The 16,358-nt window shown below is 27.6% G+C and carries 16 protein-coding genes; 5 read left to right on the top strand and 11 right to left on the bottom strand.

Annotated elements, in window-relative coordinates; genetic code table 11:
• Positions 1 to 1,587 (top strand): FGGY-family carbohydrate kinase, encoded by a 1,587-nt coding sequence (locus Q0K52_RS03445; RefSeq protein ID WP_297296487.1) that lies wholly within the window; start codon positions 1 to 3, stop codon positions 1,585 to 1,587.
• 1 nt (position 1,588) lies between these two features.
• On the opposite strand, the gene Q0K52_RS03440 is transcribed toward Q0K52_RS03445, so the two are convergent.
• The 9 genes from Q0K52_RS03440 to Q0K52_RS03400 all read right to left on the bottom strand — a co-directional run bounded on the left by Q0K52_RS03440 (position 1,589) and on the right by Q0K52_RS03400 (position 7,515).
• On the bottom strand, positions 1,589 to 2,497 hold the full coding sequence (locus Q0K52_RS03440) for a DUF1848 domain-containing protein (RefSeq protein WP_297296485.1): 909 nt from the start codon (positions 2,495 to 2,497) through the stop codon (positions 1,589 to 1,591).
• 13 nt (positions 2,498 to 2,510) lie between these two features.
• On the bottom strand, positions 2,511 to 3,137 hold the full coding sequence (locus tag Q0K52_RS03435) for an MBL fold metallo-hydrolase (RefSeq protein ID WP_297296483.1): 627 nt from the start codon (positions 3,135 to 3,137) through the stop codon (positions 2,511 to 2,513).
• Positions 3,138 to 3,161: 24 nt separating this feature from the next.
• On the bottom strand, positions 3,162 to 3,920 hold the full coding sequence (locus Q0K52_RS03430) for a hypothetical protein (RefSeq protein ID WP_297296481.1): 759 nt from the start codon (positions 3,918 to 3,920) through the stop codon (positions 3,162 to 3,164).
• 53 nt (positions 3,921 to 3,973) lie between these two features.
• On the bottom strand, positions 3,974 to 4,357 hold the full coding sequence (locus Q0K52_RS03425) for a PepSY-like domain-containing protein (RefSeq protein WP_297296479.1): 384 nt from the start codon (positions 4,355 to 4,357) through the stop codon (positions 3,974 to 3,976).
• 32 nt (positions 4,358 to 4,389) lie between these two features.
• Positions 4,390 to 4,533: a hypothetical protein gene (locus tag Q0K52_RS03420; RefSeq protein WP_167336130.1), complete on the bottom strand. Its 144-nt coding sequence runs from the start codon at positions 4,531 to 4,533 to the stop codon at positions 4,390 to 4,392.
• Between the two features lie 245 nt (positions 4,534 to 4,778).
• Complete coding sequence (locus Q0K52_RS03415; RefSeq protein ID WP_297296476.1) at positions 4,779 to 5,234, bottom strand: PepSY-like domain-containing protein; 456 nt, start codon at positions 5,232 to 5,234, stop codon at positions 4,779 to 4,781.
• A gap of 574 nt (positions 5,235 to 5,808) precedes the next feature.
• Positions 5,809 to 6,402, bottom strand: coding sequence for a hypothetical protein (locus Q0K52_RS03410; protein ID WP_297296474.1), 594 nt, complete (start codon positions 6,400 to 6,402; stop codon positions 5,809 to 5,811).
• A 354-nt stretch (positions 6,403 to 6,756) separates the two neighbouring features.
• Entirely contained in the window at positions 6,757 to 7,068 is a 312-nt protein-coding gene (locus Q0K52_RS03405) for a DDE-type integrase/transposase/recombinase (RefSeq protein WP_297296535.1), read from the bottom strand.
• Between the two features lie 315 nt (positions 7,069 to 7,383).
• Positions 7,384 to 7,515 (bottom strand): hypothetical protein, encoded by a 132-nt coding sequence (locus Q0K52_RS03400; RefSeq protein WP_275041619.1) that lies wholly within the window; start codon positions 7,513 to 7,515, stop codon positions 7,384 to 7,386.
• Positions 7,516 to 7,705: 190 nt separating this feature from the next.
• On the opposite strand from Q0K52_RS03400, the gene Q0K52_RS03395 reads away from it, so the two are divergent.
• Entirely contained in the window at positions 7,706 to 9,061 is a 1,356-nt protein-coding gene (locus Q0K52_RS03395) for an MATE family efflux transporter (RefSeq protein ID WP_297296470.1), read from the top strand.
• Positions 9,062 to 9,159: 98 nt separating this feature from the next.
• Here the strand turns inward: Q0K52_RS03395 and Q0K52_RS03390 are convergent, their stop codons facing one another.
• Both Q0K52_RS03390 and Q0K52_RS03385 read right to left on the bottom strand, forming a co-directional pair.
• The gene (locus Q0K52_RS03390) at positions 9,160 to 10,137 is read right to left on the bottom strand and encodes a cobalamin biosynthesis protein (RefSeq protein ID WP_297296467.1); all 978 of its coding nucleotides are present in this window, start codon (positions 10,135 to 10,137) and stop codon (positions 9,160 to 9,162) included.
• A 42-nt stretch (positions 10,138 to 10,179) separates the two neighbouring features.
• A complete protein-coding gene (locus tag Q0K52_RS03385) occupies positions 10,180 to 10,770 on the bottom strand; it encodes a histidine phosphatase family protein (RefSeq protein ID WP_297296465.1) in 591 nt (196 codons plus the stop codon).
• 255 nt (positions 10,771 to 11,025) lie between these two features.
• On the opposite strand from Q0K52_RS03385, the gene Q0K52_RS03380 reads away from it, so the two are divergent.
• The 3 genes from Q0K52_RS03380 to Q0K52_RS03370 all read left to right on the top strand — a co-directional run bounded on the left by Q0K52_RS03380 (position 11,026) and on the right by Q0K52_RS03370 (position 16,289).
• Positions 11,026 to 13,422: a sodium-translocating pyrophosphatase gene (locus Q0K52_RS03380; protein WP_297296463.1), complete on the top strand. Its 2,397-nt coding sequence runs from the start codon at positions 11,026 to 11,028 to the stop codon at positions 13,420 to 13,422.
• A gap of 160 nt (positions 13,423 to 13,582) precedes the next feature.
• A complete protein-coding gene (locus Q0K52_RS03375) occupies positions 13,583 to 14,344 on the top strand; it encodes a hypothetical protein (protein WP_297296461.1) in 762 nt (253 codons plus the stop codon).
• A 115-nt stretch (positions 14,345 to 14,459) separates the two neighbouring features.
• The gene (locus tag Q0K52_RS03370; RefSeq protein WP_297296459.1) at positions 14,460 to 16,289 is read left to right on the top strand and encodes a methyl-accepting chemotaxis protein; all 1,830 of its coding nucleotides are present in this window, start codon (positions 14,460 to 14,462) and stop codon (positions 16,287 to 16,289) included.
• The last annotated feature ends 69 nt before the right edge of the window (positions 16,290 to 16,358 follow it).

Below are 16,358 nucleotides of genomic sequence, written 5' to 3'. Positions count from 1 at the left end.
ATGCAATATGTTATAGGTATAGATGTAGGAAGCGGAAGCGTAAGAGCTGGTATATTTTCTGTGAAAGGTGAAAGTGTAATATTTAAAAGCAAAGATATAAAGATGAGAAAGATGTCTGGAAATTTTGTAGAGCAGTCATCTGAAGATATATGGGATAGTCTTTGTTATGTAGTAAAAGAAAGTATAAAGGAATCAAAGATTAATCCTTCAGACATTATTGCCATAGGTTTTGATGCTACTTGTTCGCTTGTTGTGTTAGATAAAGATGATAAGCCTGTAAGTGTTAATCCTGATAATGATAATTATTGGAATATAATAATGTGGATGGATCATAGGGCTGAAAAAGAAACTGAATTTATAAATTCTAATAATTATAAAGTTTTAAATTATGTAGGCGGAAAGATAAGCATAGAAATGGAAATGCCAAAGATTTTATGGTTAAAAAACAATTTAAATAGCTCCTATAAAAGAATTGCAAAATTTTTTGATTTAGCAGATTTTCTTCAGTATAAGGCATGCGGTTCTGAGATAAGAAGTTCATGTACATTAGCTTGTAAATGGACATATTTAGCACATGAAAATAGTTGGGATAAAAGCTTCTTTCAATCTATAGGACTAGAGGATTTATTGGAAGATAATAAAATAGGAAATACAGTTAAAGAACCAGGAAGTTTTGCTGGAAATCTTACAAAACAAAGTGCTTTAGAATTAGGTTTGAGTGAAAATGTAAAAGTTGCTGTTGGAATGATAGATGCTCATGCTGGCGGATTAGGTTCTTTGAGAGATGAGGCAGATGATGTGCTTGTTATAGTGGCAGGAACATCTGCTTGTCATATGATGAATAGAAAAGAATCTACTTTTATACCGGGAATATGGGGACCTTATTATAATGCTATGGTTTCTAATATGTGGCTTAATGAAGGCGGACAAAGTGCTTATGGAAGTTTGCTTGATTATACATTAAGAAATCATTCTTATTATAATACTTTACTTAAAGAGGTAAATGGAAATCATAATAAGATATATGATATATTAAATGATGAAATAAAAAGATTAAGAGAAAAAGATCCGTATATAATAAAAGATTTGCATGTATTAGATTATCATTACGGCAATAGATCTCCTAGAGCAGATAATAAACCTAGAGGAATGATTATTGGTTTAGATATGGCTGAAAATTTAGAATCTATGGCTAAAATATATTTGGCAGTACTTGACAGTATATGCTTTGGTACAAGACATATTATTGAAGTGGCAAGAAATAATGGATATAAAATCAATTCTATAATAGTATGCGGCGGAGCTGTGAAGAATTCTTTATATATGCAGGAATTGGCTGATATTTGCTGTCAGGATATTTATTTTGCAGGTCATGATGAGGCAGTTGTTTTGGGAAGTGCTATTAATGCTTCTATAGCTTCAGGAATATATCCTACATATAAAGAGGCTTTGAGAAATATGGGAAAACTTGGTGATATTGTAAAGCCTAATAAAGAATTAAGTAATTATTATAATAAAAAATATGAAATATATTTGGATATGTTCAATGATAAATTAAAATATGAAAATATAATGAAGGATTTTTAATTTATTCTAATAGAGAAAGTTTATCTTCTTTATTGTTATAAATGATTTTTCTTTCTTTTATATCAGCTGTACTGTAATCTATTTTTTTATTGGATAGAATATCATTATTTATATCATATTCCTTTAATATGTTTTTTGAATTGGCATAACAGTATATGCAGCCGTTTGTACAGGTATTGTATGTTCCTATATCAATGCTTTCTATACAATTGCATAATTTTCTTTGGGATTTATCTTTATTTTCTTTTATAGTATAGCCTAATATTTTTTGTATTCTGTTTTTATCTATACAAGATGATTTCTCTGTTATATCAAAGTCTTGAGAACAAGATTTTAATTTTATATTATTTTTTTCTGATATTTCTTTTAATTTATTTATTAATATAATTTTGTCTTCATTATTATCATTTATATTGCTTATATTATTTTTTATTTTTGAATATATTTGAATAAAGCTGAATATACATTCATCAGTATATCCATTTAAGCTTCCGGCAAAATTTTCAAAGTTTTCTTTATGATAATTTATATCAAAATTATTATTTAGTATAATAGGATCATATCTCCATACAATACTATCTTTACCGAATAATTTACTTATAGTTTTGAAATTTTCTATTAATATATTTTTATCTGGTATATTCTTTTCTATATCTTTATTATAAGGCGTGATAGTAAAATGCAAGTAGAAATTATATCCTAAATTTTTTACCTCTTTCAAAAAATCTATATTAGGATTCTTTGACCAAAATACTATAATATCTACAATATTTTTATTTAATGGTATTTTATAGAATTTATTTTTACTTATAGGATTTTGAGTAATAACATATCCTTCTTTTAATCTATTTAAAAACCATTTGTAATGAGATGAAGGTATATCGGTTCTTCTGCTTGCACTAATTATCATTTATATAAATGTATTAAAACACACCCATTTTCTTTCTTTGTGATAATTTAAATCCGTAAGCATCATGTCCCGGATATAATAAAGTATCATCATCTAAAGTAAATACTTTTTCTTTTATGCTTTTTTCTAATGTATCATAATCACCAGTAGGTAAGTCAGTTCTTCCTATTCCATAAGCAAATACAGTATCTCCGCAGAATAAATGTCCTTCTGTATAGAAACATACTCCGCCTCCAGTATGACCCGGTGTATGTATTACTTTAAACTCTCTGTCTTTTAATTTGAAAGTATCTCCGTCATCAAATTGTATTTCTGGGCTTTGACATTTTAATATGCTTCCTAAATATGCACTTACATTTAAATTAGGATCTTGAAAGAAATTATAATCCAAGTTATGAACGCAATGAGGAACATCTGGAAATTCTTTTCTTATATCATCAGCTCCGGATATATGATCAAAATGTCCATGTGTATATATTACTCTTACTAATTTTTTACCTTCTAATAATTTTTTATAATCATCATATCCGAATGATAATTTTGCTATATCTATAATCATAGCTTCATCATCAACGGATACTACATAAGAATTCATTCCGTACATGTTTATACTTATACAATCAACTTTTAATTCACTCATTATTATTTTCTCCTAATTAATTTACTATTTTTTTACTGTGTCAGTAAGAAAAATATCTGTAGTATCAAGCATACCAGACATAGTATTGTATTTGATTATTTTTCTTGTTTTATCATCTTTTTCAATATATGCAGCTATTTTTGGAAGGAATATTGAAAATGGAATACCTTCTCCTTTTATTTCCATTTCATAACATTCCTTTTCTTCATCTTTTATTTTTATTTTTTTTATTCCATTATTTACTATTGATACTTTTACCTTATTATCTTTTGAAGCCATAGGCATTATAATATTCATTTCATTTGTTATATCAAGAGGGAAGGTTCTTGCCATTTGATATATTCCGTACATAGAAAATATTGCAAATGAACCAGCATTGTTTGTATAATTTACTTTGCCCCTTATATCAAATGTATGTTCCATTGTTCCAAAATCATAATAGTCTATTGTTTTATTATAAACTGTTCTCATATTTTCCAAGTCTATAATAGAATACATTTCTGACTTTCTAATATTAGTCATCATACTTTCTTCTAATTGGAATGGATCTTTTAATTTTTTATTTGTTACAAAACCTTTAATATAAGTTTCTTTAATATTCCAATATCCATTGTTATCAACAGAAGTTTCTGTATATACTATTACAGCATTATTTTTTTTGCCTGATATTCCTTTATGAACAAAATATTCACTTTTTTGAAAATCTGGAATATTAGTATATGAATAATACTGTGCCAATAAAAAAGAATTTAATATAAAAAAAATTATCAATATGTTTTTCATAATTATATAATAACCTTAAAATTACAAATTTCAACTATGCATTTATTAATATTTTATTCACTTTTTATTTTTAAAATATTACCTTCAATATCTATTATGATAATATTGTTGTTTATAAGTATTTCATACTTGTTTTTTTTCTTTATTATTCTGTATATATTAGGACTTTCGTACTTTTCTTTTATAGTATTCAATACTTCTTTTTCTATAATATTATCTTCTGCAAATTTTTCTACTATATTTAATGGTATTTCATTTCCATTTCCTATTATAGAAGTCCATTCTCCTCTTGATGTGAAGTTTACAGAGCTTCCTCCTTTAAATACTACACTATATGAGGCATTGAATGTTACTTTAAAAATATAATAATCAGAAAAATATGTCTCTATAAAATTTCTTGCTTTTTCAGGCAATTTGTTATATGAAATAATATCCATAATTATCCTTATTGCTTCTAATAGAAATTAATTTATTGATTTTCTTCGTTCTTTTCTTTTTCTATCATATCTTCCAAATACGCCTTTAAGAAAATATAATTATGAACATCTGCAAGATTTTGATTATTGTTGATTTTTTTATTTAGGAATTCCACTAATTCTTCTTTTGTTTTCATATAAAATCCTTTAATAATTTAATTAATAATTTTTTGGGTTAAACAATATAATATTATTTGCAGTATGTCAATCTATAATTAGTAGATAGAATTGCTTAAAATACAGTATTAAAAATGTATTTGAATCTAAATGATTTTAACTTTTTTTATAAATACTTATGATTTATTAATTTTGCAGATATATAAATATACATATTTATTTTTTAAGAATGTAATATTTTTATAAAAAAATTATATTATTATTTTTAGGCTTTTTTTATTTTTAAAATATTTCCGTTATAGTCTATATAAATATAGTATGCATCATCTACTTTAAACTCATAGCCTTTGCTTCTTTTGTATATATTATTTATGCTTGTATATTTGTTTTTTATGATATTCATGATTTTACTGTCAATAAATTTTTCAGCTGTACTTATCTGTATTATTTTTCTGTTTCCTATTATAGAAGTCCATTCGCCTTTTCTGTTAAAGTTTATAGATGAACCGCCTTTAAAAATAACCATATAATGAGTGGATACTGCAGCACTATACACTTCATATTCGTTAAAGTATGTATTTACGAATTCCTGAATATTATTAGGAAGAGAGGTATATGGTACAAACTGAATATTTCTTTCATCATCAAAAAATATAAATGAGGAAGACACTATATATAATATTGATATTAAAAAATAAAATTTTATATTATATTTAGTCATAATTCTTTCCTACTTATATTAATAATTTTAAATATATACTGAAACAAATATATTTTGTCAAAAATTATTTTATTATTTTTATTATTTGTGGGGACTAGCCCCCACACCCCCAGTTCTTTTGCGACTGAAGGAAGTACTGTAAGTATTGCCACAAAGAAGCTATATCCTCGACAAGCTCAGATACGCTTCGCGAAAGGCTATATTTAAACTTAAATGTAATAAATTATTTTACATGTAATACAATTTTAGTATGATTTAGCACTAATTTTATATTTGCACTTTTTGCAACTTTGACGAAGTCCGCAGAGCGTATGCGGCGGGAAAAAGTTGAATAAAAGAATTGACAAACTTAAACATTTTCAGTATATAACAATTTTTGGAACTATAAACGCATACATTCTGATGCAAAATTATGATACAACGTTTTTTTACTTCAAAAAATTAAGGAATACTTAAATTCAATATCTATGCCATCTGTGCATATATTGGTATATGTAAAAAATATATAAAAAAATAGGCTGTATAATTAAAATATAAAGCCTATTTTAAATTACTCAGTTAATAATTAATATAATTAATTTTTTTGAAGTTTATACAATCTATCAGTTTCATAATAATATTTTATATTTTCACTTTTATCAAAGATTATAAACTGAAACTCTGTTATAGAATCATTTTCAACTTTCATAGTTAATGTATATTCACCTCTATAATCACTTGAATAATATGTATGTTTAGAATTATCCAACTTAATATTATTAAAATAAAAAGGAGTTGGTATATTCACTACAGCACTTTTATCTTTTTCATTAATATCAACATACACATTTTCAGGGTCAAATTCTGTAAGTTCTGTTCCATCCAATTTTTTAGCAATTGATTTTGCTTTTCCTCTAAATTCTACATAACCATCATCTTCAAAATTTGGTTCTGAAGTTTTATTTTCACTGCTGCTTATATCATTCTTAGAAGAAGTATTATCTGAATCAGTGCTATTTCCTGTTACATTTTCACTGATGTTACCATCATTCTTAGAAGAAGTATTATCTGAATCAGCATTATTTTTTGTTACATTATCAGTATTTTGAAGAGGATTAGCAGGGTTATTTTTGGTACATGATGCCGCAAATAGAATTATCATTATAATTAAAAATATTTTTATTTTCATTTTTTATTTCCTTTATTTTTTATATGTCTTAAATATAATATTTTTATATTAGAAGTCAAATTTATTTTCATAAAAATGAATTTTTATGAAACGGATAATATTAGTAAATTTAAAAGTTTTATTGAAAATAGTAATATATCTTTACTAAAAAATAAAAATTATTGCACAGGTGCTATAGATATTGCATTTAGGAATTCCTTAATTTCTTAAAGTATATCATAGGCGTATCATAATTTTGCATTAGAATGTATTCTTTTATGATTCCAAAAATTATTATATTTCCTTAGTTTTAGATTAGCTTTCTCTAAAGTTAATTCTTTTGTACAAAAGTCATAAAATTCTTTTTGGTCTCGGTTATGTGTACTTTCTACTACTCCATCGCTCTGCGTGCCTGCGGCAATACCAAGGACTAGCAACTGGGCTATAAACTCTTTTGATGTGTTTATTTTTACAAAAATTATCTAGCGGATGCTCTGTTTCAAAAAAATGCTTACGATAGGTGAATTCTGTGCCATTGTCTGTTTGAATACAATGAACACGAAAAGAAAAATATTTCAGCATACGTTTGGTAAAATCAATAGTACTTTCTGGTGTTTTTTCAGCATATAAATATCTAAAGCTCATTCTTGTTGCTATATCTACAGCAGTAAATTGATAATAACGTATTTCCCCAAAGAAAGCATATTTTACATCTGTTTGTACCTTTTCCCCCGCTTCTTTTATATAAATAGCATGCTTTCCTTTATGTTTTTTTCTTATTTTCTTCTTTCTATTTTGATAGAGATTATAATCTTTGAAGATTGTTTCAATAGCTGTAGTGCCTATTGTAATATTTTCTTTTTCTAAGAGTTTTTTAATTTTTAGCTTACCATATTTGTATTTCTTACGAACTTCTATTACTTTATTAATAATCTTTTTCTTTTTAAGCTTATTAGGACTATTTTTGGGTTTCCTACTCTTATTTTCTACAGTTCCTGTTTCTTATAATTTCTTCTTCCAATAGTAATAAGTTCTTATGCTAATATTAAATTTGAGAGCCTGAACTTTTTTATTTTTAGCTTTATTAATAGTTAATACTATCTTTTTTTTCTGATTTGTATTATATTGTTTCATAGGTATTCCTTTTTATTTTTTTGCTAATTTAATTATAAGGAATACCTGCTTTTTTTAAACTAAAAAGTGTGCAATATCTATTACTCCTAAACAATAAAAAGTAAAAAATCGTACTTTCTCTATTGACAAAGAAGCAAACATGTATATAATAGTCCACCGTCGTACTAAATTTTTATTAAAGGAGTTTTATATGACAGTAGTCAGCAGCGTAGAAAGTATGGAAAAATCTTTTTTCAAATATATTATTCCTGCTATAGTTTCAACAATGCTTGGAGGATTTTATATAGTTGTAGACGGTTTCTTCGTTGGTAATTCTATGGGAGATATTGGGCTTACTGCAATTAATTTAGTTTATCCTATAGGTACTCTGCTCATGGCTACTGCAGTAATGCTTGGTATGGGGGGCTCTGTTATAATGTCTACATATCTTGGGCAAAATGATATTGAAGGATTTAATAAAGCTAAAGTGAATACTTTTATTTCTTTAATATTAGCCAGTATAATATTAACTATTGTTTTATTATTACTAAAAAATCCTCTTATATATTTACTTGGAGCAAGGGATAAAATATTTGATTATGCTGATGAATATATTACAACTATTATTTTGGGAGGCTCGCTTCAAATAATATCATTTGGAAGCATGCCTATAATAAGAAATTGCGGTAAAACTGTTCATGCTATGAGTTTTATGGGAGTAGGGCTTATTACAAATATTATATTAGATTATTTATTTTTGATGGTTTTTAGATTAGGAATGTTCGGTGCCGCCCTTGCCACAATAATAGCTCAGGGATTGGTTGCTTTAATAGCAGTTTATTATCTATTTATAAGAAAGAAAAACAGAACTAGAATAAAACTATCAGATTTTAATTTATCAATGACAAAAAGGGCTATACAGATAGGTTTATCTCCTTTTGGTTTAGTGATGGCACCTTCTTTGATAGTAATTTTTAATAATTTGCAATGTATAAAGTATGGAGGATATATTGGGGCATCAGCATATTCTGTTATAAATTATATAGCTGGTTCTATTTTGCATTTATTTGAAGGAGTGGCAGAAGGCTGTCAGCCTATGATAAGTTATTTTAAAGGTGCCGGTAAAAATAATCTTATGAGAAAGGTTTTGAAAAAAGGTATTTTATTTGCATTTTCATTAGGCTTAATAATTATTACTGTAATATTTATTTTTAAAAATAATTTAGGCTTATTATTTGGGGCATCAGAAGAAACAAATAATATTGTAAAATCAGGCTTACTTATAATATCAATAACTTTTTTACTTCAGCCTATAGTAAGACTTGGAACAGCATATTTTTATTCATCTGGCGAAAGTAAGTATTCAGCATTTTTAACTTATATAGATCCGCTTTTTGTAAGCCCTCTATGTATAGTTGTGCTTCCTATATTTTTGAAGCTTGATGGAATATGGTTTGCTATACCGACAGCACAATTTATATTAATAATTTTGTTTTTCTTCATATATTATAATACTAATATAAAGAAAAATGATATATTTGATAAAGCTGTGTATGAGAATGATTAATTAGAATATTGATTATATTTTGTGTATGATTTATAAATAAAAAATAATGGCTTTAAATAATAAAATATTTAAAGCCGTTTTTTTATAAAAAAATACCATTAAAAAATAATAGAAGAAAAAAGCATAAATATAAGTTTTAACAATATTAAAATAAATAAAGCAAATATAGCAGAAATCAATATAAGTTTATTTGCTTTTTCTATATGGAATATTTCTAAATCTTCTAAATATTCACCCACTAAAGGTCTGTCATATATTTCTCCGTCTTTTACATATTCTCCGCCAAGTTCTATATTTAAAGCTCCGGCTACAGTTGATTCTAATCTTGCTTTATTATTTCTTCCATCTCTTTTTAAAGTTTCAAAAGCATTTTTGAATTCATATTTATAGAATTTAGCAGCAATTATATGAGTAAGAGATGTAAATATAGAAGGTATAATATTTAATATATAGCAAAGTTTTATATTGAATATTCCAAAACTATCTTTAGTTTTATTTTCATCAATATAAACAGTATCAGAAGAACTTTCAGACAATGTATAAAGAACCTTATATGCTATACATAAAGGAGCACCTCCCAACAATAAAAATATTGCAGGATATATATAATCTTCTGCAATGCTTATAGTTGTATATTCAATAGTGCTTTTTATAATCTGTTCCTGTTCTATATCATCTGTTTCTATCTCAGTATTTTCTTTTAATAGAGATTTAGCCTTTTTTACATCATTTGTTTTTAAACTTCTTACTATATGAGAACTTATTTCTAGAGGTTTTCTAATACCAAGTGTAAGGTAGCATAATCCTAATTCTATTATTAAACCCAAAATAAAGTGAATTTTATAAAGAAGCATTAAAAGAAAGAATGGTATTACAAAACTGATAGCTACCATTATCAAAGATGATAAAGTTCCTACAGCAAAGGCTAATTTATCATTTTCTGTTTTACTTTTCTTTTTAAATAAATCTTCCACTATAAAATGAAGTCTTGATATAAAAATGAAAGGATCAAACTTTACATTTTTTATAAATATATTCAAAAGGAATGATATAGGTAATATTAATAGTATTTTCATTATATAGTCCAGTAAAAGTTATTACTAATAATCATCGTAAAATTATAACTTTTCTATAATACTTATATTATTTTTGTCATCTATTTCAGCATAATATCCGCCGCCGTTTTGTAATAGATAATCATAGAAGTTTAAATTTTGTTTATCATATTTGCTGAATATTGACATTATAACACCGCCATGAGTAACTATAGCAGTATAATCTAAATTATTTTTCTCCATATCTTCTATTATATATAGATATGCATTTTCAGTTCTTGAAAAGAAATCCTCTGAAGTTTCACCATTAGGGACATTACTTTTCCAATTAGTTCTAAAAAATTCTTTATAATAAGGGTTATTTTTTAATTCTTCATGATTTTTACCTTCAAAATCACCGAAGCATCTTTCTTTTAAATTATTAATAATTTCTTTAGTATCATTCATTTCCTCAAAATATATTTGAGCTGTTTCTAAGCATCTTTTCATAGGGCTGCAATATAGTTTTTGAACAGGTTTATATTTTTCTATAATGTTTTTTTTATCTCTTAAAACTTCCTTTCCTGCTTCAGATAATGGAGCATCTGTAGAACCAAGCCATCTTCCTTCAGCATTTAATTGTGTTTGACCATGACGTATAAATAGTATTTTCATAATGATTACTCCAACTAAAAAATAAATTGTTTAACTATATATTGTCTACATTATAATAGCAGTTTATTTTTTTTCAATAAATTAATTAATATTTTTAGATAATGTGTTTATATATAATATTTATTTATCCTGTGAAATAAAATATAGTTTAATATGTATTAAAAATACTTTGGAATATAATTGACAATATCTGAATTTTTGTTATAATAAATAACTGTACAAAATCTAACAAAAATCAAAAAATAGGGTATGTGTATGAATTATGAAATATTAGCTGAAAATGCCCGCTTTTTTACAATATCAGCGGCAATCTTAACATTAGCGTTTGCCTTCTATTTCTATAAATGGATGCGTAAACAAGATGAAGGTAATGAAACTATGAAAGAAATAGCTTCGCATGTTCGTTCCGGTGCTATAGCTTATCTTAAGCAACAATATAAAGTTATAGCTTTCTTCTTTGCTGGAGCTTTCATTATTTTTGCTATTCTTTCTTATGCATTAAAAGTGCAGAACCCTTTCATTCCTATCGGTTTCTTAACAGGCGGTTTCTTCTCAACTTTGTCTGGTTTCTTAGGTATGAAAACTGCTACTTATGCATCAGCTAGAACTGCAAATGCTGCTAGTAAGTCTTTAAATGAGGGTTTAACTATCGCTTTCCGTTCTGGTGCTGTTATGGGACTTACTGTTGTAGGTCTTGCTTTGTTTGACATTTCTTTATGGTTTATAGTGTTAAATTTATGGCTTGATAATAGTCTTTTCGGTACAGACTTCCTTAATTTGTCTATTACTGGAATAACTAAAGGTACTGCTGAATACACCGCTGCCAAAATGCACTTTGTAACTACTACAATGCTTAGCTTTGGTGTAGGTGCTTCTTTCCAAGCATTATTTGCACGCGTCGGAGGCGGTATATTTACTAAAGCTGCTGATGTTGGTGCTGACTTAGTAGGTAAAGTTGAAGCTGGAATACCTGAAGATGACCCTAGAAACCCTGCAGTTATAGCTGACAACGTAGGAGATAACGTTGGAGACGTTGCTGGTATGGGTGCGGATCTTTACGAATCTTATGCAGGTTCTATACTTGCTGCTATGAGTTTGGGTTCTGCTGCTTTCGGATATATTAACCCTGATATAAGCCCAATATATGCTGTATCTCTTCCTATGATACTTGCTGCTATTGGTACTCTTTCTTCTATTGTAGGTGTATTCTTCGTTAAAACTAAAGAAGGTGCTACTATGGGAGAATTATTAAAGTCTTTAAGAGTTGGAGTTTATGTAAGCAGTGCTATAATCATCGTAGTATCTTTCTTACTTGTAAAAATGCTTCTTCCAAACAATTTGGGATTATTCGTTTCTATAATTGTTGGACTTATAGCTGGTAACGTAGTTGGTTTCTTCACTGAATACTATACTGCTGCTGAATACAGACCTACTCAATGGGTAGCTGAACAGTCTAAAACTGGTCCTGCTACAGTTATAATCGGCGGACTTGCCGTAGGTATGCAATCTACTTTAATACCTGTTGTTACAGTAGTTATATCAATAATGCTTTCATTTGGTTTTGCAGGCGGTTTCGGTACTGAAGTTTCTTCTTTCTCTCAAGGTTTATACGGTATTGCCTTAGCTTCTGTTGGTATGTTATCTACTTTAGGTATCACATTGGCTACTGATGCTTACGGACCTATAGCTGACAATGCTGGCGGTAATGCTGAAATGTCAGGACTTCCTGAAAGTGTTAGAGAGAGAACAGACGCTTTAGACTCTTTAGGTAACACTACTGCTGCTACTGGTAAAGGTTTTGCTATTTGTTCTGCTGCTTTAACTGCTATGGCTTTAATTGCTGCTTATATTGAGGAAATTAAAACTTCTTTAGGAAGAATGATTAATACTGGTAATCTTACTTCTATAGATATAGGTACTGTTCAATACACTGCTAATAGTGCTAAAGAATTATATGACAAAGTTGTTTATAGTTTAGGTATGAATGAGTTTATGAATGCTTTCAATATTCACTTAATGAACCCTAAAGTATTAATAGGTATATTTATTGGTGCTATGTTAGTATTCTTCTTCTGTGCTTTAACTATGAAAGCTGTTGGACGTGCTGCTGCAGGTGTTGTAGAAGAAGTTAGAAGACAGTTTAGAGAAATTAAAGGCTTACTTGCTGGTGAAAAAGGTGTAAAAGCTGATTATGAAAAAGCTGTTCAAATCTGTACTAAATCAGCTCAGAAAGAGATGATTGTTCCTTCTGTACTTGCTATAATAGTACCTGTTATAGTTGGTTTCTTATTCGGAGTACCTGCTGTTATAGGTGTGTTAGTAGGAGGATTAACAGCAGGATTTGCTATGGCTGTTATGATGTCTAATGCAGGCGGTGCTTGGGATAATGCTAAAAAATACATTGAAGCTGGTAATTTTGGCGGTAAAAAAATCATAGATCCAAAAACTGGAGAAAAAATTACTAACCCTAACCATGCTGCTGCTGTTATAGGCGATACAGTTGGTGACCCATTCAAAGATACTTCTGGACCTTCTATCAACATTCTTATCAAATTAATGAGTTTGATAAGTGTTGTATTTGCAGGTGCTGTAGTTTCATTCTCACCAAAAATTCAGGCTCTGCTAGGTATAGCTGATCAAATTGTTAAGTAATTAATTTATTTAATATATATAGGCTGTCTGACTTTAATAAAAGTTGGGCAGCTTTTTTATGATAATATCTCTAATAAATCTTTAATTACAAATCCTAACATATTTAATTTACAATATTATTATCATTAGGTTATTATAATATTAATACTTTGGATTTATTATGAAATTATTAAAATATTTTTTATTTGTAAACATTTTAATTATAGCTATTACATGCAATGCTTTTGCTAGTTTAGAGATAAATTTCAATGGGCATTATGGTATTGCTTTTCCTTTTAATTCTATAAAAGTAAATGATAATTATAAAAATACTATTTATGACAGTGTTGATGGTAATTTAGGTTTTGAAGGAACTTTGTTGTTTCAAATTGGAAATTATTTTAAATTATTTGAGAATGATTATACAAGTCTTATTAAAGGTGTGAGTTTATTTGGTGATATAGGTTTTAGTGTTAATGCTTTGATGTCAGATTATAAAGAAAACAATAAAAAGTATACAGAGATGCTTGGATTTTATTCTATGATGGTTGGAGCCACTGTTAAATTAAATTTCAGTAAAATGTCTGTAGGATTAGGTACGGGAATAATAGCACCTTTATATGCTATGGTTGCCTCAAGTAAATATGGCGGTGTTATGGCAGCACCTAATTTAGATAATTGGAATGTTAATGATATGAGAAATCTATTTAAAGCTCCAATAATGCCTTATATAAAACTTACCGTTGAAGGTTTTATATATTTAGTTCCTAATTTGGCAATTACTGTGGGCGGATATATGATGTATAATTTTGGTATGCAATATAAAACTGGCATCATTAATAATAATATAGGTAATAATATATATAATAAATATAATTTCTCGGATCTTTCTATTGGATTGGTATTAGGTGTATCTTTGGGAAGAAGCGACGGATATAATTAATATATTTATTCGTGAAAATTTTCATATAATAATTAATGTTTTATTGACATTGATCTAAATTTAATTTATAATGAGCCAAAATTTTGCAATAATTTTTAGATAAAAGAGAGAGCGTATGAGAAAAATACATTCAATAAGAGTAAAAATGCCTATAGCGATAAGCATTTTAAGTACAATTTTTTTGGTCCTGATTGTGGCTTTATTATCCTACAGATCATTCAGAATCACTAAAAATACCACATTATCAGGTTTTGAAAATACAATTAGCGGTTATAAAGATATGTTAGATGTTTGGCTTGATGACAGCAGAAATTTAATAAAAACTTATGCCGTTACCCCAATAATAAGAGAATATTTTTTAAATAGAAATATAGATGTACATACTACACTTTCAGAATTTGAGGCTATAAATAATTATGTACTTGATATAGGTTTAACAGATACAAATGGTATTATTTTAGATAATGTTAATAAAGTAAAACTCGGAGAAAATATTACTACTGTAAGAACTAATATTTTAAACATATTAAGAGAAAACAATAATGAAGCTTCTTTTGATGATAGTGTACAAAAGTCAAGTGCAGATAAAAAATGGTCATTGGCTATGATTGCAGGAGTTAAATATAATGGTCAGCATGTTGGAAATATATACATGATTATGGATTGGGAAGAATTGTCAATGAAGCTTCAGGAATTAAAACTGCCTGAAAGAACTAGAATATTTGCTGTTGATGATAATAATATTATTGTCTTAGATACAAAAAACGAAATTAACACAGAGGCTAATGAAGCATATACTTCAATAATAGATAAAGGATTGAAAGCTGGTGTTATGAATTATATATCTTCTGTAAGTCATGATCCTAGAACTGCAGTTTACAGCAGAATAGATAATTTACCTTGGTATTTAATTATGGCTATGGACGATAAAATAATTTATAGGGATAATAATAACTCTATTATAATATCTATTATTATATGTATTTTATCTATTATATTCATTAATATATTTGCTTTCCTTTACATTAAAAAAGTTACTCATCCTCTTAAAGATTTAATGATGCATGCAGCAAGTATAGCAGAAGGAAATATTAATATAACCAATAAGCTTAATTATGGAAAAGATGAATTTGGTCAATTAGAAAAAGTTTTTGACACTATGAGCAATAGATTGGCAGAAGTAGTTTCTAATGTAAATGATGCTTCTAGAGAAATAATGACAGCTGCACAAAGTATGATGGAAAGCAGCGGGGAATTATCTATGAGAACAGATTCTCAATCATCTAGTTTGGAAGAAACTGCAGCAAGTATTGAGGAGATGGTTTCAAATATTAAAATTTCAGCTGAACATTCCATACAAGGTAAAGATATGATGTCTGAATCTATGAAGTATATTGAAAGTGCTGCAAATATAATATCTCAAACAGCTTCAAACATAGAAGAAGTTTATCAAGCTAGTGAGAAGATAAAAGACATTACAAAAATAATAGAAGACATTGCTTTCCAAACAAATATACTTGCTCTTAATGCATCAGTAGAGGCTGCACGTGCTGGAGATCAAGGCAGAGGTTTTGCTGTAGTAGCTTCTGAGGTAAGAAATCTTGCTCAAACTACTCAGGCTTCTGTTCAGGACATAACAACATTAGTAGATAATACTTCTCAAAAAATAGATACAGCAACTCAAACTGCTAAGCAATCTCAGGAAATATTTGTTGATCTTCAAAGCAAAGTATTAGAAACTTCAAGATTGATGGAAACTATTACATCAAATGCTTTGGAACAAGAATCGGGTACAAATCAAATAAGTGTAGAAGTTAATAATATGGAAAATGCTACTACACAGAATGCAGCATTAGCTGAAAATTCAAATGAGATATCAAAGAGTTTAGTTGATAAGGCTAGGTCATTAGAAGAAAGTATAAAGTTCTTTAATATTATAAAATAATCATTCATACATTAGATAAAGCTGCTTGACTTAATTTAAGTTTAGCAGCTTTTTTTAACGCACGGTGAA

The sequence above is a fragment of the uncultured Brachyspira sp. genome, from assembly GCF_944390845.1.
Classification (GTDB): domain Bacteria; phylum Spirochaetota; class Brachyspiria; order Brachyspirales; family Brachyspiraceae; genus Brachyspira; species Brachyspira pulli.
Note: the sequence above shows the minus strand (reverse complement) of the source record. Positions and strands in the feature narration are given on the sequence as shown.